The 20600-nt window shown below is 72.2% G+C and carries 18 protein-coding genes and 1 pseudogene; 11 read left to right on the top strand and 8 right to left on the bottom strand.

Annotated features, from left to right (window positions below):
* Positions 1 to 422: 422 nt before the first annotated feature.
* Positions 423 to 1073, bottom strand: a complete 651-nt coding sequence (locus OG948_RS06715) for a TetR/AcrR family transcriptional regulator (protein ID WP_395863972.1) — start codon at positions 1071 to 1073, stop codon at positions 423 to 425.
* A gap of 244 nt (positions 1074 to 1317) precedes the next feature.
* Here OG948_RS06715 and OG948_RS06710 point away from each other — a divergent pair, with 244 nt between their 5' ends.
* Positions 1318 to 1950 carry a TIGR03086 family metal-binding protein gene (locus OG948_RS06710; protein WP_406294595.1) on the top strand — a complete coding sequence of 211 codons (633 nt, stop codon included), beginning with the start codon at positions 1318 to 1320 and terminating at the stop codon, positions 1948 to 1950.
* Between the two features lie 8 nt (positions 1951 to 1958).
* Positions 1959 to 2828, top strand: coding sequence for an alpha/beta fold hydrolase (locus tag OG948_RS06705; protein ID WP_406294594.1), 870 nt, complete (start codon positions 1959 to 1961; stop codon positions 2826 to 2828).
* 45 nt (positions 2829 to 2873) lie between these two features.
* On the opposite strand, the gene OG948_RS06700 is transcribed toward OG948_RS06705, so the two are convergent.
* On the bottom strand, positions 2874 to 3608 hold the full coding sequence (locus OG948_RS06700) for a hypothetical protein (RefSeq protein WP_406294592.1): 735 nt from the start codon (positions 3606 to 3608) through the stop codon (positions 2874 to 2876).
* Positions 3609 to 3948: 340 nt separating this feature from the next.
* Between OG948_RS06700 and OG948_RS06695 the strand changes: the two genes are divergently transcribed.
* Complete coding sequence (locus OG948_RS06695) at positions 3949 to 4866, top strand: acyl-CoA thioesterase domain-containing protein (protein ID WP_406294591.1); 918 nt, start codon at positions 3949 to 3951, stop codon at positions 4864 to 4866.
* A 134-nt stretch (positions 4867 to 5000) separates the two neighbouring features.
* Here OG948_RS06695 and OG948_RS06690 read toward each other — a convergent pair whose 3' ends face one another.
* Positions 5001 to 5585, bottom strand: coding sequence for a TetR/AcrR family transcriptional regulator (locus OG948_RS06690; RefSeq protein WP_406294589.1), 585 nt, complete (start codon positions 5583 to 5585; stop codon positions 5001 to 5003).
* A 131-nt stretch (positions 5586 to 5716) separates the two neighbouring features.
* On the opposite strand from OG948_RS06690, the gene OG948_RS06685 reads away from it, so the two are divergent.
* Positions 5717 to 6271, top strand: a complete 555-nt coding sequence (locus OG948_RS06685) for a pyridoxamine 5'-phosphate oxidase family protein (RefSeq protein WP_406294587.1) — start codon at positions 5717 to 5719, stop codon at positions 6269 to 6271.
* Here OG948_RS06685 and OG948_RS06680 read toward each other — a convergent pair.
* The 5 genes from OG948_RS06680 to OG948_RS06660 form a co-directional block, all read right to left on the bottom strand.
* Positions 6247 to 7059, bottom strand: coding sequence for a polysaccharide deacetylase family protein (locus OG948_RS06680; protein ID WP_406294585.1), 813 nt, complete (start codon positions 7057 to 7059; stop codon positions 6247 to 6249). The two genes, OG948_RS06685 and OG948_RS06680, sit on opposite strands and share 25 nt — an antisense overlap.
* Positions 7060 to 7354: 295 nt before the next feature.
* Positions 7355 to 7918 (bottom strand): rhodanese-like domain-containing protein, encoded by a 564-nt coding sequence (locus OG948_RS06675; protein WP_395863988.1) that lies wholly within the window; start codon positions 7916 to 7918, stop codon positions 7355 to 7357.
* A 116-nt stretch (positions 7919 to 8034) separates the two neighbouring features.
* Positions 8035 to 9234, bottom strand: coding sequence for a homoserine O-acetyltransferase (locus OG948_RS06670; protein ID WP_406294583.1), 1200 nt, complete (start codon positions 9232 to 9234; stop codon positions 8035 to 8037).
* Positions 9235 to 9260: 26 nt separating this feature from the next.
* A complete protein-coding gene (locus tag OG948_RS06665; protein WP_406294581.1) occupies positions 9261 to 10646 on the bottom strand; it encodes a bifunctional o-acetylhomoserine/o-acetylserine sulfhydrylase in 1386 nt (461 codons plus the stop codon).
* A gap of 298 nt (positions 10647 to 10944) precedes the next feature.
* On the bottom strand, positions 10945 to 11025 hold the full coding sequence (locus OG948_RS06660; RefSeq protein WP_395864073.1) for a putative leader peptide: 81 nt from the start codon (positions 11023 to 11025) through the stop codon (positions 10945 to 10947).
* A gap of 509 nt (positions 11026 to 11534) precedes the next feature.
* On the opposite strand from OG948_RS06660, the pseudogene OG948_RS06655 reads away from it, so the two are divergent.
* From OG948_RS06655 to OG948_RS06625, 7 genes and pseudogenes are all read left to right on the top strand, one after another.
* Positions 11535 to 12359 (top strand): annotated as a pseudogene (locus OG948_RS06655) (isopenicillin N synthase family dioxygenase); the annotation flags it as partial.
* Between the two features lie 243 nt (positions 12360 to 12602).
* Positions 12603 to 14012 carry an O-acetylhomoserine aminocarboxypropyltransferase/cysteine synthase family protein gene (locus OG948_RS06650; RefSeq protein ID WP_406300193.1) on the top strand — a complete coding sequence of 470 codons (1410 nt, stop codon included), beginning with the start codon at positions 12603 to 12605 and terminating at the stop codon, positions 14010 to 14012.
* Positions 14009 to 14851, top strand: coding sequence for an alpha/beta fold hydrolase (locus OG948_RS06645; RefSeq protein ID WP_406294580.1), 843 nt, complete (start codon positions 14009 to 14011; stop codon positions 14849 to 14851). Before OG948_RS06650 ends, OG948_RS06645 begins: the two co-directional genes overlap by 4 nt.
* A 156-nt stretch (positions 14852 to 15007) precedes the next feature.
* The gene (locus OG948_RS06640; RefSeq protein ID WP_406294579.1) at positions 15008 to 16561 is read left to right on the top strand and encodes an ABC transporter substrate-binding protein; all 1554 of its coding nucleotides are present in this window, start codon (positions 15008 to 15010) and stop codon (positions 16559 to 16561) included.
* A gap of 79 nt (positions 16562 to 16640) precedes the next feature.
* Positions 16641 to 17609 carry an ABC transporter permease gene (locus OG948_RS06635; RefSeq protein WP_406294577.1) on the top strand — a complete coding sequence of 323 codons (969 nt, stop codon included), beginning with the start codon at positions 16641 to 16643 and terminating at the stop codon, positions 17607 to 17609.
* On the top strand, positions 17606 to 19489 hold the full coding sequence (locus OG948_RS06630; RefSeq protein WP_406294575.1) for an ATP-binding cassette domain-containing protein: 1884 nt from the start codon (positions 17606 to 17608) through the stop codon (positions 19487 to 19489). Before OG948_RS06635 ends, OG948_RS06630 begins: the two co-directional genes overlap by 4 nt.
* On the top strand, positions 19486 to 20424 hold the full coding sequence (locus OG948_RS06625; RefSeq protein ID WP_406294574.1) for an ABC transporter ATP-binding protein: 939 nt from the start codon (positions 19486 to 19488) through the stop codon (positions 20422 to 20424). Before OG948_RS06630 ends, OG948_RS06625 begins: the two co-directional genes overlap by 4 nt.
* The last annotated feature ends 176 nt before the right edge of the window (positions 20425 to 20600 follow it).

Here is a 20600-nt window from a genome sequence, read left to right as displayed (position 1 = left end):
CGTTGTGCGGGGCGTTGCCTCGACGGGCACGTTGCCGTGCCGCGCCCGCGTTGTGCGGCGCCGCCTCCACGCGCGAGTGGCACCGTGTCGTGGGGCCCATGTTGCATCGGCCGCGTGTGCGCCCGAGCTGTCGTGGTCGCGTCCCAGGCCGCGCGCCTTCCCTCGGCCCCGCGCGTCCTGCTCATGCGTTGCACCGCGCCTCACTCGTCCCGCGCGCTGCGTCCCCAACCCGTCGCCGCGCCGTGCCTCGCGCCTCGCGCCGCGTTGTCCCGCGCCAACCGCCCCGCTCGCGCCCCGTGGTTTGGGCGTGTCGCGCCTTCCCTCAGTCCCGCGCGTCGTGTCCATGCGTCGCGCGCCCCGCCCCCAATCCGTTGCCGCGTCCCGCGTTTCGCGTCGCTGCTCGGGTGTGTGGTGGTGGCGGGCTATGGGTGGAGGTGGGGGGCGAGGGTGGTTGGGGTGGTGGCGGTGGTGAGGAGGCGGGTGCGGATTGCGGTTGTGGCTCGGGTGTAGGCGCTCTTGTCGTCGTGGAGCATGCTGATGCCGTTTGCGGTTTCCAGGAACGCGATCAGTTCGAAGACGAGTTGGGCCGCGTCGAGGTCGGCGGGGGCCTCGCCGGTGGTCTTCGCGGCTTCGGCCTCGGTGATCAGGAGTTCGCGCCAGCCACGCCACGATCGCGCGAGCGCATCGCGGACCCGGCCCGGCCGTGCGTCGAACTCGGCCGAGGTGTTGAAGAAGAAGCAGCCGCCCGGGAAGACCCGGTCGCGGGAATAGGCGATCCAGCCCTCGGTCAGCCGCCAGAGCCGGAGCAGGCCGGCCGGCTCGGTCCGTGCGGGTGTCACGACGTGCTCGATGTAGATGTCGGTGGCCGCGCCGATCGCCGCGAGCTGGAGTTCCTCCTTCGATCCGAAGTGCGCGAACACCCCGCTCTTGCTGATCTCCAGGTCGCCCGCGAGCCGACCGATGGAGAGACCTTCGAGTCCCTCCACGGACGCGATGTCGGCGGCGCGCCGGACGATCGCCTGTCGGGTCCGGTCGCCCTTGCGGACCCGCCCATCCGTCGGAGACGCGCTCACGACCACTCCCAGCTCCGCCGGTCGGCACGTCGGCCGGTCGGCCGATCGGCGTCGATTATCTCCCGGTCCGTCTTGACAGCCTCTCGGTGTTCAATAAATAGTACGACCGGTCGTGCAGTTTTGCCAGGCGGTGCTGCGACGCGACCGGTTCGCCGGCCGTTTCAGCCATTCCCGGCCGTCCCGGCCGCTTCCGCGACCGACCACACGTGCCATCGACCCATCGAGCGACTCAAGGGGCACATTCATGATCGATACCAAGGCACCCGGCGGCGGCACGCTCGCCGTTGTCGGGTCCGAGATCGGCGCTCTCGACGTGCGGGCGTTGCATCGCCGCGCGATCGTGTTCGCGCTGGACACCCTCCGACCGGTCCGGAGCGAGCAGATGGACCTGCCCACTCCGTGTGCCGGGTGGACTCTCCGCGATCTGATCGGCCACATGGTCGCGGAGAATCGGGGCTTCATCGCCGCGGCCGGCGGCAGTACCGAACCGGACGCCTGGCGTGACGACTCGCTCGGGGACGACCCATGGGTCGACTTCGCCACCTCGGCGGTCGACGTCGTGGCGGCGCTGGCCGGTGACGAGGTGTCGGAACGCAGATTGCTGATCCGGGAGTTCGGGTCGTTCCCGGGCTCGGTCGCGACCGCGATGCACTTCATCGACAATCTCGTCCATGCCTGGGACGTCGCCCGCACGATCGGTGCGCCCGACACCATCGATCCCGAACTCGCCCTGATCGCGCTGTCCTTCGCCGAGCGCTGGAAGCTGGGCAAGCCCGGCGGCGCGTTCGGCGGCGCGGTCGAGGCCCCGACGGACGCGACGCCGGGAGAGCGTCTCGTCGCGCTGCTCGGTCGGACGCCGGATCGGCGGGCCGGATGAGCGCCGTCATGACATCCGTGCGAGTCGCGCTCCGGGCCACCGGCGCGGTGTCCCCGCAAGCGGCCGGCGCGCTCGCGTACCGCTTCTTCCATCGCCCGGTCATGCGTGGTCGGGTACGGCCCGCCGAGCGCTCGGCGCACATGTTCGCGACCACCGAAACGCTGGACGTCGGCGGCAAGCGGGTGGTCACCTACCGGTGGGGCGACGGCGCCGAGCCGGTATTGATGCTGCACGGCTGGCAGTCGCGCGGTTCGCGATTCGCGGCGTTCGTCGAGGAATTGCGGGCCCGCGGGTTGACCCCGATCACCTTCGACGCGCCCGGGCACGGCGATTCGGGCGGAACCTGCACCAACGTCCTCGAATACGCCGAGATCGCTCGGCAACTCCAGGACCGGTACGGCGACTTCCGCGCCGTGCTCGCCCATTCCCTCGGCGTGCTGGGCGCGTTCCAAGCCCTGCGCTCGGGGGTGCGGGCCGAGCGCGTGGTGGCGGTCGGCGCGGTGTGCGACATGGAGTATCTGCTGGACCGGTTCAGCTCCGAACTGGGCCTCGCCGCACGGGTGAAGGCCGCACTGCGGGCGCGCGCGGACGCTCGGCTGTTGGCTCCGGAGTCGGACATCTGGCAGCGCTTCTCCGCGTCGTACGGTCCCGAGTCGGTGCGGGTCCCGATCCTGGTCGTGCACGACGAGGACGACCACATGGCCCTGGCCGACCAGGGGCATCGGCTGGCGGCGGCCTACCCCGACCAGGCCCGATTGTTCGTCACCCGGGGCCTGGGCCACAGCCGAGTGCTCGGCGACCCGACCGTGGTCGCCGAGGTACTGCGCTTCCTCGACACGGCGCCTCGGCGGGAGCCCGCCGAGGAGTGCGCGGCGTAGCGAGGGCGGTCGGCGCCGGCGGGTGGGCGGGCGCCGACCGTCGCGTCACCCGCCGGATCCCGTTCGCCGGACCGAGGTCGGGTCGACGCGCCGAGCCGAACTCCACGGCGCCTGCCACGGATATCGATCCAGGACGCGCGCCGGCGATTCGACACTCGACGTCGAGTCGTCGACGATCCGGTTGTAGCGGAGCCCGAAGTAGTTCGCCGTCGGCAGGCCCGCGAGCAGCGGACCGTCGAAGCTGCCGGTGCCCTTGGCCATGTCGGTCTGCGAGTTGGCCAACTGGATGTAGGTGAACGTACCCGTGCCGCGGCTCACCCATCCGGTGAAGATCACCACGTGGCCGTCGGCGGTGTCGTCGAGGGCGTCACCGGGGAGCAGGTCGTTCGGAGCGACCCGTACGGTGACCGAACGCCGGTCGAGCGAATCGGTGTTGAAGTCGGTGCTCGGGAGGTGCCACGCCATCGCGACCATCCCGGAACAGTCCGTGCGGTAGTCGTGGGCACCTTCCGGGTCCGGAGCCTCGGCCGCCTGGTCGTATTGGACGTCGCGGTCGTACCAGTCCTCGGCGCGCTCCAGCACCTCGGAGCGGGTGATGTCCCCGCCCGGCTCGGACGCGACCCCGGACACGGCTTCCGCGACGCCCCCGGGGACCGTCGGCACGGCGGCTTCGGCCCGAGGTGCCGCCGCCGATCCGCCGAGTACGACGGAGCAGAGCACGGAGAGCCCGATCAGGGTGCGCGGATGACGAATCCCGACGAATGCAATGAATCGACGCATTCCACCAGACTCATCCATCATCATGCGCTCGTCGCGGACCGGCGGGCCATCAGGCGTGTCGGCCGCAAGGTGGCGGCGAACTCGCCCGGGCCGGTCGGGCCGGTCGGTCCGCCCGGCCCGGTCCGTTCGGTCCGCCCGGACCTTCGGGCCCGGCCGAGACGGGTGTCGGGTCCGGCGCCGGTACGTCGGTATGGGCGGCGATGCTGGGCCGTGCGGAGGACGGCGCCCGCGCGCTGGTGCTTTCATCGATGCACCGTTTCGGTGAACAGGCGCTTCGGCGGGTGGCTCTCGGGTGGGGGTGGCTCTGGCGTGGCGCGGGGCCGCGTGTCAACATCCGACGATGGATATTGGCGAGGTCGGGGATTGCGCGGTGGACACGCCGCTGGGGGAGTTGCGGGTTCGGGACGGCGGGCGCGGCGGTGCCGGGCCGGTGGCCGAACTGCCGGAATTCTTCTGTATCGACGGTCGCGGGTTCGGCGGGTACACGGCCGCGATCGCCGCACTGGGCGCGACACGGTACGCCCCGGGCAAGCAACTGCGCAGCCTACGGGCGGTGTTCACGAAAACCGCGGTCGCGGGCGAACTGGAGCTGGAGGTCCTGCCGTTGGTACGTGGACGGACCGCGACGTCGGTGCAGGTGACGGTGCGTCAAGGCGGGGAACCGGTGGTCGCCGCGTTGACGTGGTTCGCCGCTCCCGGGCTGCTTCCTCCCGAGGGTGCCGGTCGGCGCGCGGCGGCGGGGGTGCCCGGGCCGGAGGACTGCCCTCGGCTGCCGTGGTTGGCGAAGATCGTGCCGTTCCTGGGCGGGTTCGACGAGCGGGCGGTGGACTACCCGTTGTCGGCTGAGGAGTTCGACGGGGGCTTCCGTGTGGACGACGGCGACTCGATCGCGCTGTGGGCGGTTCCGCAATGGCCTGCGCCGCGCGACGGCGGTGGCGGTGGGGGTGGCGGTGACCGGGACGAGGGCGAGGACACGGTCTCGGCCTCGGTCGCGCAGCGTCTGGTCGATGTGATGTTGTTCGACGCGCACCTGATGGACGCGGCGTATCGCGGGGCCGCGCGGGGGACGGTGATGACCTCGCTGGACCTGGACGTGACGTGGCACGCGGAGGCGGGCGCGGGTGGGCCGACGCTGTTCCGGGCGCGGGCGGGATTGGACGGGCTGGTGGCGAACACGTCCGCGACGCTGGCCGACGTAGCCGGAACGGTGCGCGCGACGGCGACCAGCCAGTGTCGGGTCTATCCGCCCAAGGACTGAACGTCGAGCGCGGGCGCAGGTCACGGGCGTCCGGCGCGGGCGCCGGTCACCGCGGACGCGAGCCGCATCGCGGTCGACCCCGATTGCCCCTCCAGCGGCTGTTCGAGTGGCTGTTCGAGCGCGGCGCACCGCGATCACTCACCCAACGCCGCGCGTGATGCGAGCAGGGTGGCGGCCTCGATCGACGCCGGCGGCGTGCGGCCCGCCGCCAGGTGCCGACGCACCGCCGCGTACGGGATGTCCACCAGCGCGAAGGTGACCCGCTCCAGGGCGGCCGGGGAGACCCGGCCGAAACGTGCCCGGGTGTAGGCCCGCAGGGCGTTCGCCACGGCGTCGTTGAGCGTGGCCGCCTCCGGACCCAGTTCCTCGGGCCACCGCGCGATCAGGTCCTCACGACGATGCAGCAGCAGCACCGCCGCCTCGTCCGGGCTTTCGCGCACCCACGCGAAGACGGCCCCGATCGCGCGGGTGGCGCCCCGGGCCGGATCGGGGTCGGCCAGTGCGGCCAGGAATGGGTGCTGGAAGCGTTGCACCGTACGCAACCACAGCCGGGCGAGCAGCAGGTCGCGCGACGCGAAGCGGTGATAGACCGATCCGACCGGCGCGCCCGCCTCGGTGGCCACCGCCGCGACGGTTACGGCGCCGGCGCCGGTACGCGCGGTGACCCGCAGCACGGCATCGAGGAAGTCATCGTCGCCGAATTTGGGTTTACGGCCCACAAGCACCCGTCCCTGACCTGTTCGTACCTTGACGTTTTCTGGAATAGAGATTCTAGTATCGTTCAACCAATACGGCCATCAAGGCGCGACCAAGACGGCTCACCGATACGGCGAATGATTGGCGGTGGATCATGCCGACCTCCCCGGTCGACACCCCGACCCAGCCCGACCCGACCCAGCCCGATCCGAACCTGCCCGATCCGACCCTGCGCGACGCGGCGCTGCGCATCCTGCGCTCGTACCCGCTGGGCTTCCTGGCCACCACCGACGACGCCGGCGCGCCGCGTGTGCGCCTGGTGCAACATCTCGCGGTCGAGGACGACGCGACGATCTGGATCAGTACGAGCCCGCGCTCACGTAAGGCGCTCGACTTGATCGCCCGACCGGAGGTGTCCTACTCGGTCGAGGACCGCGCGACGGTGGCCTACGCGACGCTCTACGCCCGCGCGGAATTCCTGCGCGAAGGACCGGAGTTGGTCAACCTGTGGGATGAGACCCTGCGGCCGTTCTTTCCCGCCGGGCCCACCGGGGACGACTTCGCGCTGGTCCGCCTGGTACCGCACCGGGTGGAACTGCTCGACTTCTCCGCCGGTGTGCATCCGGATCCGTACGGCTTGGTCCCGGCGATCTCGGCGCTCTCGCCCGCGCCGCGAGCCGAGGGTCAGGCCGGGAAGTCGAACGTGTAGCCCTGTTGCACCAGCCAGGGCAGCAACTGCTTGAGCGCGGTCAGGGTTTGCGCGCGGTCGCCGCCGGCGTCGTGCATCAGGATGATCCCGCCGGGCTTGAGTTCGCGCTCGGCGGTGGCCAGGATCTTGTCCGCACCCGGACGCTGCCAGTCGCGGGTGTCGTCGGACCAGTCCAGCGAGCGCATGCCGTAACCGGCCGCCATCGCGCGCACCTGCGGGGACCAGTCCCCGCCGGGCGCGCGGAACCAGTCCACCCTGGTGCCCGGCCCGCCCGCCGCGACTATTTGGTCGTGCGCGGTGGTGATCTCGTACTTGATCCGGGACAGCGGGCGCTTGGCGATCCCCTCGTCGTGGGTGACCGAGTGGTCGCACAGCCGGTTGCCGTCCGCGACGACCTGCTTGACCAGCTTGGGATTGGCCTTCGCGTTCGGGCCGAGCATGCAGAACGTCGCCTTGGCCCGGTACTCCTTCAACAACGCGAGCACCTGCGGCGTCCACTGTGGACTCGGCCCGTCGTCGAAGGTCAACGCGACGGTACGCCCACCGTTCGCCGACTTGCGCACCAGAGCGTCCGGTACCAGCGGCGGCGGCACCGACGTGTTCGGATCGGCCGCCGTCGGCGCGTCCGACGGGGTCTGCCCGGCCTCCGCGGCACCCTCGCGACCACCGGGTTTCGCCGCCTTGTCCCCCGAGTCCGACGAACACGCGGCGGTGCCCGCCGCGAGTGCGCCGGCCACGGCGAGAACGGTCAGGCTGCGCAGGGCACGACGGGCGGAAAGGCTCGACACCGGTTGACTCCAGGGGCTGTTCGGAAGCGGGAACATACTTCCGAACACGCCCGCACCCAACGGACGGGTTCCGCCCCGGAGCCCACTTTGCGCCGACTTTGATCGTTGTCGACCCACCGCAGACACGGGCTCGGTGAACCCGCCGATGCAACGCGAATCACGCGAGCGCACCGAGCCAACCGCCCGCACCGAGCGACCGAGCGCGCGGGTGCTCGCCTCGGCCGACGCCTCGCCCGGCCGGCATCGGCGAAGCCCGCCTGCGCGCAGGCCCGGCTTCGCTCGAGCCCCGTTTCGCTCAGACCCGGTCGAGGGCCGTCAGCGTCGTGGCCAGGTCCGGGGTCTCGGGCGCGGGGCGGTTGTGCGGGAGCTTGCCCAGGACCGCCGCCATGCCGCACGTGTTGGTGACGGCGGAGAAGACCAGGCCGGAGCCGATCGCGCCGGCCAGCAGGCGGGCCTTGGGCGTACGGCGACCGGCCGCCAGGCCCAGCACCACCAGCGCGCCGGCGGCCAGGCGGACCTGGCGTTCCATCGGCCACACGTTGCGCGCGCCGCTCGGGCCGTCCAGGGCGTGGCCCTCGGAGACCCAGGCCGAGGTGCCGCCGGTCAGGTGCGCGGCCTCGATCCCGGCGGCGGTCAGCTCGGCGCGGGCCCGCTCGGAGCGAGCCCCGGACGCGCAGACGATCAGCAGCTCGGGGTGCCCGGCCCGCTGGAGGACCGGCACCGCCTCGCGCAGCCGGTCGAGCGGGACGTTGTGCGCGCCGGGGATGTGGCCGGTTGCGTACTCGCCGGGGGTGCGCACGTCGAGCACGGTGAACTCGGTCAGCCGGGCGCGGACCTGCGCGGGGGCCAGGGCAGTCATGGTGAATGGGCCTTTCGACGGGGCCGGCGCCGGTCCGCGAGGGCCGCACCAGGTGCGGTGAATCCCCACGGCCGGGCACCGGGCGGGCGATGTGGAGGGCTACCTACCGGTTGTGACTACCTCCGCCTAACGGTGGGGCCGAGCACCGTGTTCCGGGGCGGGGCCGGGTTTGTGACGCGATCCACGTCTTCGGCGGGATGCGCGTCGCCGGTCCGCTCCAACAATTCGGCGAGCAGGGGTGCCACCTGGTCGAGTTCGATCAGGAAGCCGTCGTGGCCGTGCGGCGACTCGACCACCCGCAGCGGACCCGCGCCCGGAATGCCCTCGGCCAGGGTCCGCTGCTGGCTCGGCGGATAGAGCCGGTCGCTGTCCACGGCCGCGACCACGGTCGGTGCGGTGACCCGTGCCAGGGCCGCGGCCACGCCGCCCCGGCCCCGGCCCACGTCGTGACTGTTCATTGCCTCGGTCAGAACCACGTAGCTGCCCGCGTCGAAGCGCGCGCTCAGTTTGGCGGCGTGGTGGTCGAGATAGGACTCCACCGCGTACCGCCCGCGCGGACCCTCGTCCGGCTGCCGGGTGCGGCCGAAGCGGACCGCCAACTCGGCCTCGCTGCGGTAGGTGACGTGCGCGATCCGCCGGGCCAGGCCGAGCCCGCGCCAGGGCCCGGACTCGGCCGGCCGGTCGTGATAGTCGCCGCCGGCCCAGTCCGGATCGGCCCGGATCGCGTGGAGCTGGGTCGAGCACCACGCGATCTGCTCCGCGCTCGCCGCCGCCGTGGTGGCGATCAGGAACAGCGCGCCGACCCGGTCCGGATGTGTCACCGCCCACTCCACGGCCCGCATGCCGCCCATCGACCCGCCCACCACCGCCGCCCAGCGCCGGATCCCGAGCAGGTCGGCGGCGGCCACCTCGGCCGCCACCTGATCGCGAACGGTCAACCGGGGGAAGCGACTTCCCCACGCCCGACCGCCGGGCCCGGGCGAGGCGGGACCGGTGGTGCCCCGGCAACCGCCGAGCGCGTTCGGGGCGACCACGAAGTACCGGTCGGTGTCCAGGGTGCGGCCGGGCCCGATCAGGCCGTCCCACCACCCCGGGGTGGGAAAGCCCGGCCCGGCCGGACCGGCGACATGGCTGTCGCCGGTCAGCGCGTGCAGGACCAGGACCGCGTTGGAGTGGTCCGGAGCGAGTCGACCCCACGTCTCGTAGCCGACGCGGACCTCGGGCAGCAGCTCCCCGGACTCGGTCCACAGCGGCCGGGGCAGGATCAGCGAACGAGGCCCCGCCGGGACGGGAGCGGTAGGCGTGTCGTACGTCATGGTGCGTGGTCCGTCCGAATTCCCGGCTAGGCCGCCTGTGCGGCGCGGAAACCGGCCACCAGGTCGGCGCGCAGGTCGGCCAGGCCCTCGATGCCGACCGAGAGCCGGACCAGCCCCGGGGTGACCCCGGTGGCCAGTCGCTCCGCTTCGGTGAGCTGGGCGTGTGTGGTGCTCGCCGGGTGGATCACCAGGCTGCGCACGTCGCCGATGTTGGCCAGGTGGCTGAACAGGGACAGCCCGTCCACGAACCGGCGGCCCGCCTCGATCCCGCCCTTGAGCTCGAACGCGACGATCGCGCCGGCGCCGCGCGGCAGATAGCGCTTGCCCGCGTCGTACCACCGGCTGCTCGGCAGACCCGCGTAGTGCACGGTCTCCACCTCCTCCCGGGCCTGCAACCACGCGGCCAGCGCACTCGCGTTCGCCACGTGCCGCTCGATCCGCAGCGACAACGTCTCCAACCCCTGGAGCAGCAGGAAACTGGTCAGCGGCGCGATCGAGGCGCCCACGTCGCGCAGCAACTGCACGCGCAGCTTGGCCGCGTACGCGCCCGGGCCCAGGTCCGGCCAGTAGCGCAGCCCGTTGTAACTGGCGTCCGGCTCGCTGAAGCCGGGGAAGCGGTCCGGGTGCGCGCCGAAGTCGAAGGTGCCGCCGTCGACCACGATCCCGCCGATCGCGGTGCCGTGACCGCCGAGGAACTTGGTCGCCGAGTGCACCACGATGTCCGCGCCGTGTTCGAGCGGCCGGAGCAGATAGGGCGTGGGCACCGTGTTGTCCACCACCAGGGGTACGCCGGCGGTGTGCGCGAGGTCGGCGACCGCGGACACGTCGAGCACGTTGCCACGCGGATTGCCCAACGTCTCGGCGAACAGGAGCTTGGTCTGCGGCCGGATCGCCGCGCGCCACGCGTCGAGGTCGTCCGGGTCGTCCACGAAGGTGACCTCGATGCCGAGCTTGGGCAGCGTCCAGTGGAAGAGGTTGTAGGTGCCGCCGTACAGCGACGAGCTCGACACGATGTGGTCGCCGGCCTCCGCGAGGTTGAGCACCGCCAGCGTGGTCGCCGCCTGCCCGGACGCGGTCGCCACCGCCGCGACACCGCCTTCGAGGGCGGCCACGCGCTGCTCCAGCGCGTCGGTCGTGGGGTTGTGGATCCGGGTGTAGATGTGGCCTTCCTGGGACAGGTCGAACAGCCCGGCGGCGTGCTCGGTGTCCTTGAAGACGAACGACGTGGTCTGGTAGATCGGCACCGCGCGGGCCCCGGTGGTCGGATCGGGCGAGGCGCCGGCGTGCACCTGCCGGGTCTCGAAGGACCACGACGCGATGTCGTCGGCGGGTACGGCTTCGACCGCGGGCGGCGCGTCGATCGTGGATGGCACCTCGGTCGTGCTCGGCGCGTCGGTTGCTTCGATGGTCATCGGGAAACTCCTTGCGGGGTAAGGGAGTCGACGGTGGGGTCGGGCTGTCGGGAAGAGTCGGGGCCGGCCGGGGCAAGCCGGCGAAGGGCATGCGCGGATTCCGCGGTCGGGTACGCGGAGTCGACCGCGGGCGCGGCGAACCGGCCCCGACCCGTGGTGTGCGCGACCGAGGACCGGGCCGACACGGGCCCGAGCGGGAGAAGAGCGGGAAGGGCGGAGCGGGACGCGGGGAGTCGGCGGGTCAGCGCCCGGACTCACACACCGCGCGAACCACCGGGACCGAAACGGTCACCGGGGTTCAGTGCGACATTCGACAGGCCATGCTGGTCACGCGCACGAGATCCACGTGGCGGCGACTGACGAGCATGGGGCTGGACATGGCCGTGAGTCTAGGCGGCCCGATCGCCTTCGCGCCACGGGGTAACCCGGAGGACCTGCGCGGCAGCGGCCGGCGGCGCAGGAGACGGGCCCGGCGGGCGGACTCGGCTCACCCCCGGGCATCCCGCACACCCGGCCTCGGGGAAAGCCGGCTGGACCAACCCGCCTTCCTCGTGCTTTCATCACCGCCATGACTTCGCGTCAGGTCGCTTCCACGCTGCTCGACCCCTTCTGGGTGGGTCGACGAGCCGACCACTTCGACCAGATCTGTCGCTGAACCCTGCGTTCGCGCGGCCTTTCGCCGCCGAATGAGCAGAGCGTGCCCCGCCCCGCGTGACCCTCGTCGGTCCGCCGCGCCCGGGCCCGGCGCTCCCGCGTCGCCGCCGTTCGTCCCGCGACGTCCGCGTACACGATCCAGCCCCATTCGCCGCACGTTCGCCCCGCCCCGCTCGGCCCTTTTCGGGCCGCCGCCCGGCGCGGGTGGACCGAGGCTGTACCGAGGACCCAGTCATGGCAACCACCGCACCGCCCACCCTCCCCGTGATCGACATCTCCCGATTCCGCGACCCCGCCGCTGACGTGGCCGGCTTCCTGGCCGAACTGCGTTACGCGGCACGCGAGATCGGCTTCTTCTACGTGGTCGGCCACGGCGTCGACCCGGACCTGCGCGCCCGCGCCCTGGACGTCTCCAAGCGCTTCTTCGCGCTGCCCGAGGCGGACCGGCTCGCGGTCGAGAACGTCAACTCGCCGCAGTTCCGGGGCTATACGCGCACCGGCACCGAGTACACCCAGGGCGGACCCGACTGGCGCGAGCAACTCGACATCGGCCCGGAGCGCGCCGCGCTCGCGCTCGGCCCGGACGACCCCGCCTATCTGCGCCTGATCGGGCCCAACCAGTGGCCGGCCGCGCTGCCCGAACTGCGCGAGACGGTGCTCGCGTGGCAGGCGGAGGCGCTGCGGGTCAGCCGTGAGGTGCTGCGCGCGCTGGCCGCCGCGCTGGGGCAGGACACCGGCTACTTCGACGAGTGGTTCGACGAGGAGGCCGCGGTCCACGTCAAGGTCGTGCACTACCCGGGCCGGCCGAGTGCCGACGTCGACCAGGGAGTGGGCGCGCACAAGGACTACGGCTACCTCGCGCTGTTGCAACAGGACGACATCGGCGGCCTCCAGGTGCAGGCCCGGGACGGCTCCTGGATCGACGCGACGCCTCTGCCGGACGCGTTCGTGTTCAACATCGGCGAGATGCTGGAGATCGCCACACGCGGCTACCTGCGTGCCACGAAACACCGGGTGATCGCCCCGCAGCCCGGCGTCGACCGCTACTCGCTGCCGTTCTTCCTCGGCCCGCGCCTGGACTCGGTGGTCGAACCGCTCACCCTGCCCGCCGAGTTGGCCGAGGTGGCCGACGGCGTCACCGAGGACCCGAGCAATCCGCTCAAGCCCGCCTTCGGCGAGAACGCGCTGATCGGCTGGCTGCGCTCGCACCCGCGCGTGGTCGAGCGGTGGTGGTCGGACCTGATCCCGGCCGCATCGGCGGGCGACGGCGACGGCGACCGCGGTGCCGGGTCGTCGGGTGCGATATCCGCGGCCGAGTCGTCCGAGTCGCCTGGCGCGCCCGACGCGCCGGCCGTCGCCGAGCGCGCGAGCGAAGGACCGCCCGCCGAACCGGCTTTCGAGACCCTTCAGGTCCACGCCGGCGCCCGACCCGATCCGAGTACCGGCGCCCGGGCCGTGCCGATCTACCAGACCAGCAGCTACGTGTTCCGCGACGCGGCGCACGCCGCCGACACGTTCGCGCTCACCGACCTGGAGACGCACGCCTACACCCGGTTGTCCAACCCCACCACCGCCGTGGTGGAGGAGCGGATCGCCGCCCTGGAAGGCGGTACCGCGGCGGTGGCCGTGGGCAGCGGCCAGGCCGCCACCACGCTCGCGCTGCTGAACCTGGCCCGGGCCGGAGACCATCTGGTTGCGGCGGCCTCGCTGTACGGCGGCACCCGCACCCTGCTCGAACACACCTTCGTCGATCTCGGCATCGAGGTCACCTTCGTGGACGACCCGGACGACCTCGACGCGTGGCGCGCGGCGATCCGGCCGCGGACCAAGGCGCTGTTCGGCGAGAGCGTCGGCAATCCGCGCGGCAACGTGCTCGATCTGGCCGCCGTCGCCGAGATCGCGCACCAGGCCGGCGTGCCGTTCGTGGTGGACAACACGGTGCCCACGCCGTACCTGCTCCGGCCGTTCGAACACGGCGCGGACATCGTGGTGCACTCCACCACCAAGTTCCTCGGCGGTCACGGCACCGCGATCGGCGGGATCGTGGTCGACGGCGGCACCTTCGACTTCGGCGCTCACCCGGACCGCTACCCCGGCCTGGTCGCCCCCGACCCGACCTATCACGGCCTGTCCTTCTGGGAGCGGTTCGGCGCCGACCGGATCGCGTACGCACTGCGCCTGCGGGTGCGGCTCCTGCGCGACCTGGGGCCGGCGGTGTCGCCGCTGAACAGCTTCCTGCTGCTCCAAGGCATCGAGACGTTGTCCCTGCGCATCGAACGGCACACCGCCAACGCCGAACGCATCGCGGCCTGGCTCGACGCGCGGCCCGAGGTGCTGCGCGTGGACCACCCGAGCGTGCCCACCAGCCCGTGGCACACCGCGGCCAAGCGCTACCTGCCGCACGGCGCGGGCGCCGTACTGTCGGTGGACCTGGCCGGCGGACTGGCCGCGGGTCGGCGATTCGTCGAGGAGCTCCGGTTGTTCAGCCACCTCGCCAACATCGGCGACGCGCGCAGCCTGGCCATCCACCCCGCGTCCACCACGCACGCCCAACTCGATCCGCAGCAGCAGGCCCACGCCGGGGTGACCCCCGGGCTGGTCCGGCTGTCCATCGGCCTGGAAGGTGTCGACGACCTGCTCGCCGACCTGCGCCGGGGCCTGGCCGCGGCGACCGGCGCCGGTGACCTCGCGGTCGGCGAGGTCGGCCGATGACGACGAGTCAGGCCGTACACGAGAGCCGGATCCGCGGCGCGCGCGGCGAGTTCCACCTGCGTGTGTGGCCCGTCGCCGACGAACCCGTCGCAGTCGTGCTGTTCCTGCACGGCCTGGGCGAACACGCCGCACTGCACGAGCCGTTGGCACACCGCCTCAACGCCGACGGGATCGAGGTGTGGGCCCCGGACCAGATCGGCCACGGCCTCAGTGACGGCACCCGCGTCCTGGTGGAGAGCCTGGACGCGCTCGCCGACGACGCCGAACTGATCCTCGAACGCATCGCGGCCGGCCGCCCCGACGTGCCGCTGATCCTGGCCGGCCACTCGCTCGGCTCGGCGGTCACGCTGCTCCTCGCGGGCACGCGTACCGCCGCCGCGCCCGCCCGCGCGCTGGTACTGGCGGGCGCGGGAACCGGCCTGTCGCCGGGGGAGAGCGGCCTGCGCGCGTTGTTGGCCGAGCACGGCATCGACCCGATGTCGCTGCGCAAGGACCCGGGCGAGTTGTGCGGGAACGCCGAATACGCCGAACGGCTGCGCAACGACCCGCTCGTGTGGTCCGGCGGCCTGCGCCCGGAGACCCTGGACGCGCTGGAGGCGGGCGGCGAGCGGATCGCCGAACTGATCGCCTCCGGCGCGATCACCCGGCCGGTGCTCTTCGTCCACGGCGAAGCCGACGACCTCGCGCCCGCGAGCGCCGTGTCGGCCGCCGCGAAGACGCTGCCGAACGCCCGGGCCCGGATCTTCCCGGGTGACCTGCACAACGTGCTCGCCGAGAACGACCGTGCCCAAGTCCACGACGAAATCGTCGAGTTCGTTTTGGCCGCCGCGCGCGACTGAACACCCGCCCGTTCGGGCGCCACCGAGCCCGGGCGAGTTTTTCGAATCCCGTCGGACTTCTCCGCGCCCCGTCGAACCCGTGCGGGTCCGACGGGGCGCGAAGACCCGCCCGGCCATCCCCGCAACACCCTTTTCCAGCAAGGAGATCGATCCGCCATGCGCCGCTCCGCGCTCCGCATAGCCGCCGTCCTCGCCCTGGCCGGACCGGTCCTCGCCGCGTGCGGCTCCGGCGGCACCCCCACCCCCGGCGCCACCGGTGCCAACACCCAGGCCCCGGCGCCCGCCGACAGCGCGCTCGATCCGAACGCGACGGCCAAGGTGCGCCTGGTGCTGGAGCCGACCAGCCTCAACCTGACCACCACTGCCGGCGTCGCGGTCGAGCAGGTCCTGCTCGACAACGTCTACCAGGGCCTGCTCAGCGTCGACACCAACGCCGACAACAAGATCGTGCCCGCGCTCGCGACCGGCTTCGAGACCTCCGCCGACGGCCTCACCTACACGTTCCACCTCACTCCCGGCGCGACCTTCCACGACGGCTCGCCCGTCACCGCCGAGGACGCCGCTTGGTCGCTGCAACAGGTGCTCGCGCCCGGCTCCAAGCAGCCGAACGCCAAGACCCTGGCCACCATCGCGAACGTCGCCGCGCCCGACCCGGCCACCGTGGTGATCACGCTCAAGCAGCGCGACAGCAACCTGACCTGGGCACTCACCCAGCGGGTCGGCGTCGTCTACAAGAAGGGCACCGACTTCGGCAAGCTGGACGCCGCCGAGAACGGCACCGGCCCGTTCAAGCTGGACGGCTGGCAGCGCGGCTCGGCGATCACCCTGGTGCGCAACGACGCGTACAGGGGCGCCAAGGCCAAGGTGGCCAAGGTCGTGCTCAGCTACATCCCGGACCGCAACGCCGCCAACAACGCGCAGGCCACCGGCCAGACCGACATCGAGACGGCGGCCGAGGCCACCCTGCTCCAGCCGTTCACCGGCAACGACAAATTCACCGTGTTGCGCGGCACCACCACGGACAAGTACACGTTGGCGATCAACAACGCCAAGGCGCCGCTGAACAACCCGGCCGTGCGGCACGCGATCCGACGCGCGATCGACAAGGACGCGCTGATCAAGACGCTCGGCGGGGCCGGCGTTCGGCTCGGCGGACCGATTCCCACCTCCGACCCGGGCTTCCAGGACCTGAGCGCGATCGACCCGCACGACGCCGCGGCGGCGCGCAAGGCGCTGTCCGAGGCGGGCGTGGACAACCTCAAGCTGACCCTGAAGATCCCCAACATCTACCCCGCCGCGATCGGCGACGTGCTGGTCGCCAACCTCAAGGAAGCGGGCATCGAACTCACGGTCAAGCAGCAGGAGTTCACCGCCTGGCTGAGCGAGGTGTACACCGCGAGGGACTACGACCTGAGCCTGGTCAACCACGCCGAGCCGCACGACATCGCCAACTTCGCCACGCCCGGCTACTACTTCGGCTACGACAACGCGCAGGTGCGCGAGTGGTACGCGCAGGCGGTGGCCGCGCCGGACGAGCGCACCCGAACCGACCTGCTCACCCGGATCGGCCGCCAGGTCACCGAGGACGCCGCCGCCGACTGGCTGTTCCAGGCGCAGACGCTGACCGTCGTGCGCAAGGGCGTCAGCGGCGCACCGCAGCACCACACCAGCAGCCGACTCAACCTCGCCACCATCGGGATCACCAAGTGAGCTCGCGTCGAGGGCCGTTGCGGCGCCCGGAGCGGGCCGATCGGGTCCGGCCGCACCGGAGACCCCCGCGGAGCCCGGCATGACGGTGTTCGTCGTGCGCCGGCTGGGACTGCTCGTGTTGTCCCTGCTCGGCGCGAGCGTGCTGACCTTCGCGCTGCTTAGGCTGCTGCCCGGTGATGCCGCCACCTCGGTCGGCGGCATCACCGCGGACTCCGCCCAACTGCGGGCGATCCGGCACGACCTGGGCCTGGACCGGCCGTTGCTCGTCCAGTACTGGACGTGGCTGATCGACGTGCCGACCGGCGACCTGGGTCGCTCGCAGCTCAACGGTTCGTCGGTGACCGCCGAACTGGGCGAGAAGCTCCGGGTGACCGGTCCGCTGGTGCTCGGCGCGCTGGTGCTCGCGCTGGCCTTCGCGGTGCCGCTGGGCATGCTCGCGGCGGTGCGTCGTGAACACCGCGACGGCACCGCCATCAGCGTGGCGAGCCAACTGGGCATCGCACTGCCGACGTTGTGGGTGGGCCTGGTGCTGATCCTGCTGTTCGCCGTGCAGACCCCGCTGTTGCCCGCGCAGGGCTTCCCGGTCGACGGCTGGGCGGACCCGGGCGAGGCGAGTCGCAGCCTGGTGTTGCCCACCCTGACCCTGGCTCTGTCCGAGGGCGCGGTGCTGCTGCGGTTCGTCCGCTCGGCCACCCTCGACGTGCTGCACCGCGACTACCTGCGCACCGCGCGCGCGGCGGGCCGTACCCGGACCGGCGCACTGCTGCGGCACGGCGTGCGCAACGCGGCCGGCCCGGTGTTGTCCATGCTCGGCGTGCAGGTCGCCGCGCTCCTGGTGGGCGCCATCGTGGTGGAGAAGGTCTTCACCCTGCCCGGCGTCGGCTCGATGCTGGTCGCCGACGTGGGCAACCGCGATCTGGTCAAGGTGCAGGGCGAGGTGATGCTGCTGGTGGCGATCGTGCTGTTCGTGGGCTTCCTGGTGGACGTCGCGCAACGACTGATCGACCCGCGCCTGGCGGACGTTCGCACCCGGGAGGTGTCCGCGTGAGGAACTCGAACGCGCCCGAGAGCCTCTCGATCGGGGCCGACCAGGGCGCGGCGATCGCCGAGAACGGCGCGGCCACCGCCGGGAAGGCCGCGGCGGACCGTACCCTCCTGCGTGCGCTGCTGCGCGACCGCAACGGCGTGATCGGCGGCACGCTGGTCTCGATCCTGGTGGCCTCGGTGTTGTTGTCGCTGGTCTGGACCCCGTACGACCCCACCGCCGTCGACCCGAACGCTCCCTGGCTACTGCCGTTTCGGGACGGCCATGTGCTCGGCACCGACATGCTCGGCCGCGACCAGTTCAGCCTGATCCTGGTCGGCTCCCGGGAGACCCTGCTGATCGCGCTCGCGTCGGCGGGCATCGCCGCCGCGCTCGGCGTGCCGCTCGCGTTGGTCGCGGCGCTCGGACCACGGAGGTTCGCGGCCGGTGTGGTGCAACTGATCGACGTCGCCATCGCGTTCCCGGCGTTGCTCACCGCGATGATCCTGGCCGCGGTGTTCGGCGGTTCGGTGTGGACCGCGTCCGGTGCGATCGGCGTCGCGTTCGGGGTGCACCTGGCCCGGATCGCGCGTGCCGAGATCGAGCGAGTGCACGGCACCGACTACGTGCTCGCGGCGACCGCGAGCGGATCGAGCACATGGCGCACGGTCCGCCGGCACATCCTGCCGAACATCGCCCCCACCCTGCTGGTGCAGCTCTCCCTGGTGATGGCCGTGGCGTCGCTGACCGAGGCCGCGCTGTCCTACCTCGGCTACGGCAGCCCCGCGCCCGCGGTGTCCTGGGGCCGGATCCTGCACGACCAGCAGCCCTACATCTCCGCCCGACCGCTGCTCGTGATCTGGCCGGGGCTGGCCGTCGCACTGTCCGTCCTGGGCTTCAACCTGCTCGGCGACGCGCTTCGCGACGCGAGCGATCCACGCCTGCGACACCGAGACCCGAAGGTCGGGGCCGACGCGCACACCGGGGCCGAAGTCCGGGCGCCGGTACCGCCGTTGCCCACCAAGGGCGCGCTGCTTCAGGTCTCCGGCCTGACCATCCGGATCGGCGGGCGCACCGTGGTGGACGGCGTCGACCTGACCCTGGCGCCCGGCGAACGACTGGGCCTGATCGGCGAATCCGGCTCCGGCAAGTCGCTCACCGCGCTGGCCGTGCTGGGCCTGCTGCCCGAAGGCGCCGAGGTCACCGGCAGCATTCGTCTCGACGGCGTGGAGCTGCTCGGCAGACGCGAGCGCGAACTCGCCCGCGTGCGCGGGGATCGAGTCGCGATGGTGTTCCAGGAGCCGCTCACCGCGCTCGACCCGACCATGCGGATCGGCCGCCAGATCGCCGAACCGCTGCGCCTGCACCGGGGCATGAGTCGCCGTCAGGCCGACCTCGCGGCGATCGAACTGGCCGAGCGGGTGGGCCTGCCGGATCCGGCCGAGTTGGTCCGGGCCTGGCCGCACCAACTCTCCGGCGGCCAGCGTCAACGGGTGGGCATCGCGATCGCGCTCGCGTGCCGACCCGCGCTCCTGATCGCGGACGAGCCGACCACCGCGCTGGACGTCACCGTGCAGCGGGAGATCCTCGCGCTGCTCGACGCGTTGGCCCGCGAGCAGGGCACCGCGCTGCTGTTCATCACGCACGACCTCGCGGTGGTGTCCCGGGTCAGCGACCGGATCGCCGTGCTGCGGACCGGTCGGGTGATCGAACACGGGCCGCTGGAGCGGATCCTGCACGAGCCCGACGCGCCCTACACCCGCGCGCTGCTGGCCGCGGCGCGGGCGACCGCGTTCGACGCCGGCGCGTTCGAGGCGGCAGACCCCGGGCCGGGGGACCACGAACCGGCCGACCCCGAGGCGGGCGTTCGTACCGCGACCGAGCCCGTGGAGGCAGCACTGTGACCGCGACCGTGCCCGCCGTACTGCTGCGCGCCGAGGGACTGACCCGGACGTACCGCCTGCCGCGCCGATCGTTGTGGGGCCCGGCCGGGCAGCGGTACGCGCTGCGCGGCGTCGACCTGGAACTGGCCGAGGGCGGCTCGCTGGGCGTGGTCGGCGAATCCGGCGCGGGCAAGTCCACCCTGATCCGACTGCTGCTCGGGCTCGACCGCCCGGACGGGGGAACGATCCGCTATCGCGACCGCGAGGTACGGCCCGGACCGGCGCGCACGCTGACCTGGTTCCGGCGCGAGGTACAGATCGTCCTCCAGGACCCGATGAGCTCGCTGGACCCGCGCTCGCGCGTGCGCGACATCGTGGCCGAGCCACTGGAATGCCTGGGCGTCGAGGGCGACCACGACGCTCGGGTGGACGAGGTCCTGACGTCCGTCGGGTTGGATCCGGCCATGCGCACCCGCCATCCCCACGAATTCTCCGGCGGCCAGCGCCAACGCATCGCGATCGCCCGCGCGCTCGCACCGCACCCCCGCGTCCTGGTCGCCGACGAGCCGGTCAGCGCACTCGACGTCTCCGTCCGCGCCCGGATCCTGGACCTGCTCCGCGACCTCACCACCCGACTCGGCCTGTCCCTGATCCTGGTCTCCCACGACCTCGGCGTAGTCCAACACCTGTGCGACCACGTCCTGGTCCTCAAATCAGGCCAACCCGTCGAATCCGGCCCCACCCCCCAAGTCCTCGGCCACCCAACCCACCCCTACACCCAATCCCTCCTCACCGCGATCCCCACCCTCCCCACCCCACCCCCAACCCCCGCCGACACCGGCCTGCCCACTGACAAGGGCGTCCCATCGGACCAGAGCGTCCCCACCAACGAGGGCGTTCCCACCGATGCCACACTCCCGCCGATGCCGGCGCCCCGACCAACCCCAGCATCTTGAGCGAACCCACCGCATCACACTCAGCCCGGCCGGCGTTTGAGGCCAAGTAGCCGGGCCGGCACTTGGGGCCACCTCGGCCGAAGGGCGGGTAACTCCAGCCGGGCCGGCGTTTGAGGCCAACCTCAGCCGGGCCGGCGTTTGAGGCCAACCTCAGCCGGGCCGGCGTTTGAGGCCAA

The sequence above is a fragment of the Embleya sp. NBC_00888 genome, from assembly GCF_045207655.1.
In the GTDB taxonomy this organism is placed as follows: Bacteria; Actinomycetota; Actinomycetes; order Streptomycetales; family Streptomycetaceae; genus Embleya.
Note: the sequence above shows the minus strand (reverse complement) of the source record. Positions and strands in the feature narration are given on the sequence as shown.

Coding starts and splice junctions, on each gene's coding strand:
- OG948_RS06710 (WP_406294595.1), top strand. CDS start 1,318: ATGATCGATACCAAGGCACCCGGCGGCGGCACGCTCGCCGTTGTCGGG.
- OG948_RS06705 (WP_406294594.1), top strand. CDS start 1,959: ATGACATCCGTGCGAGTCGCGCTCCGGGCCACCGGCGCGGTGTCCCCG.
- OG948_RS06700 (WP_406294592.1), bottom strand. CDS start 3,608: ATGCGTCGATTCATTGCATTCGTCGGGATTCGTCATCCGCGCACCCTG.
- OG948_RS06695 (WP_406294591.1), top strand. CDS start 3,949: ATGGATATTGGCGAGGTCGGGGATTGCGCGGTGGACACGCCGCTGGGG.
- OG948_RS06685 (WP_406294587.1), top strand. CDS start 5,717: ATGCCGACCTCCCCGGTCGACACCCCGACCCAGCCCGACCCGACCCAG.
- OG948_RS06675 (WP_395863988.1), bottom strand. CDS start 7,918: ATGACTGCCCTGGCCCCCGCGCAGGTCCGCGCCCGGCTGACCGAGTTC.
- OG948_RS06670 (WP_406294583.1), bottom strand. CDS start 9,234: ATGACGTACGACACGCCTACCGCTCCCGTCCCGGCGGGGCCTCGTTCG.
- OG948_RS06665 (WP_406294581.1), bottom strand. CDS start 10,646: ATGACCATCGAAGCAACCGACGCGCCGAGCACGACCGAGGTGCCATCC.
- OG948_RS06660 (WP_395864073.1), bottom strand. CDS start 11,025: ATGTCCAGCCCCATGCTCGTCAGTCGCCGCCACGTGGATCTCGTGCGC.
- OG948_RS06645 (WP_406294580.1), top strand. CDS start 14,009: ATGACGACGAGTCAGGCCGTACACGAGAGCCGGATCCGCGGCGCGCGC.
- OG948_RS06640 (WP_406294579.1), top strand. CDS start 15,008: ATGCGCCGCTCCGCGCTCCGCATAGCCGCCGTCCTCGCCCTGGCCGGA.
- OG948_RS06635 (WP_406294577.1), top strand. CDS start 16,641: ATGACGGTGTTCGTCGTGCGCCGGCTGGGACTGCTCGTGTTGTCCCTG.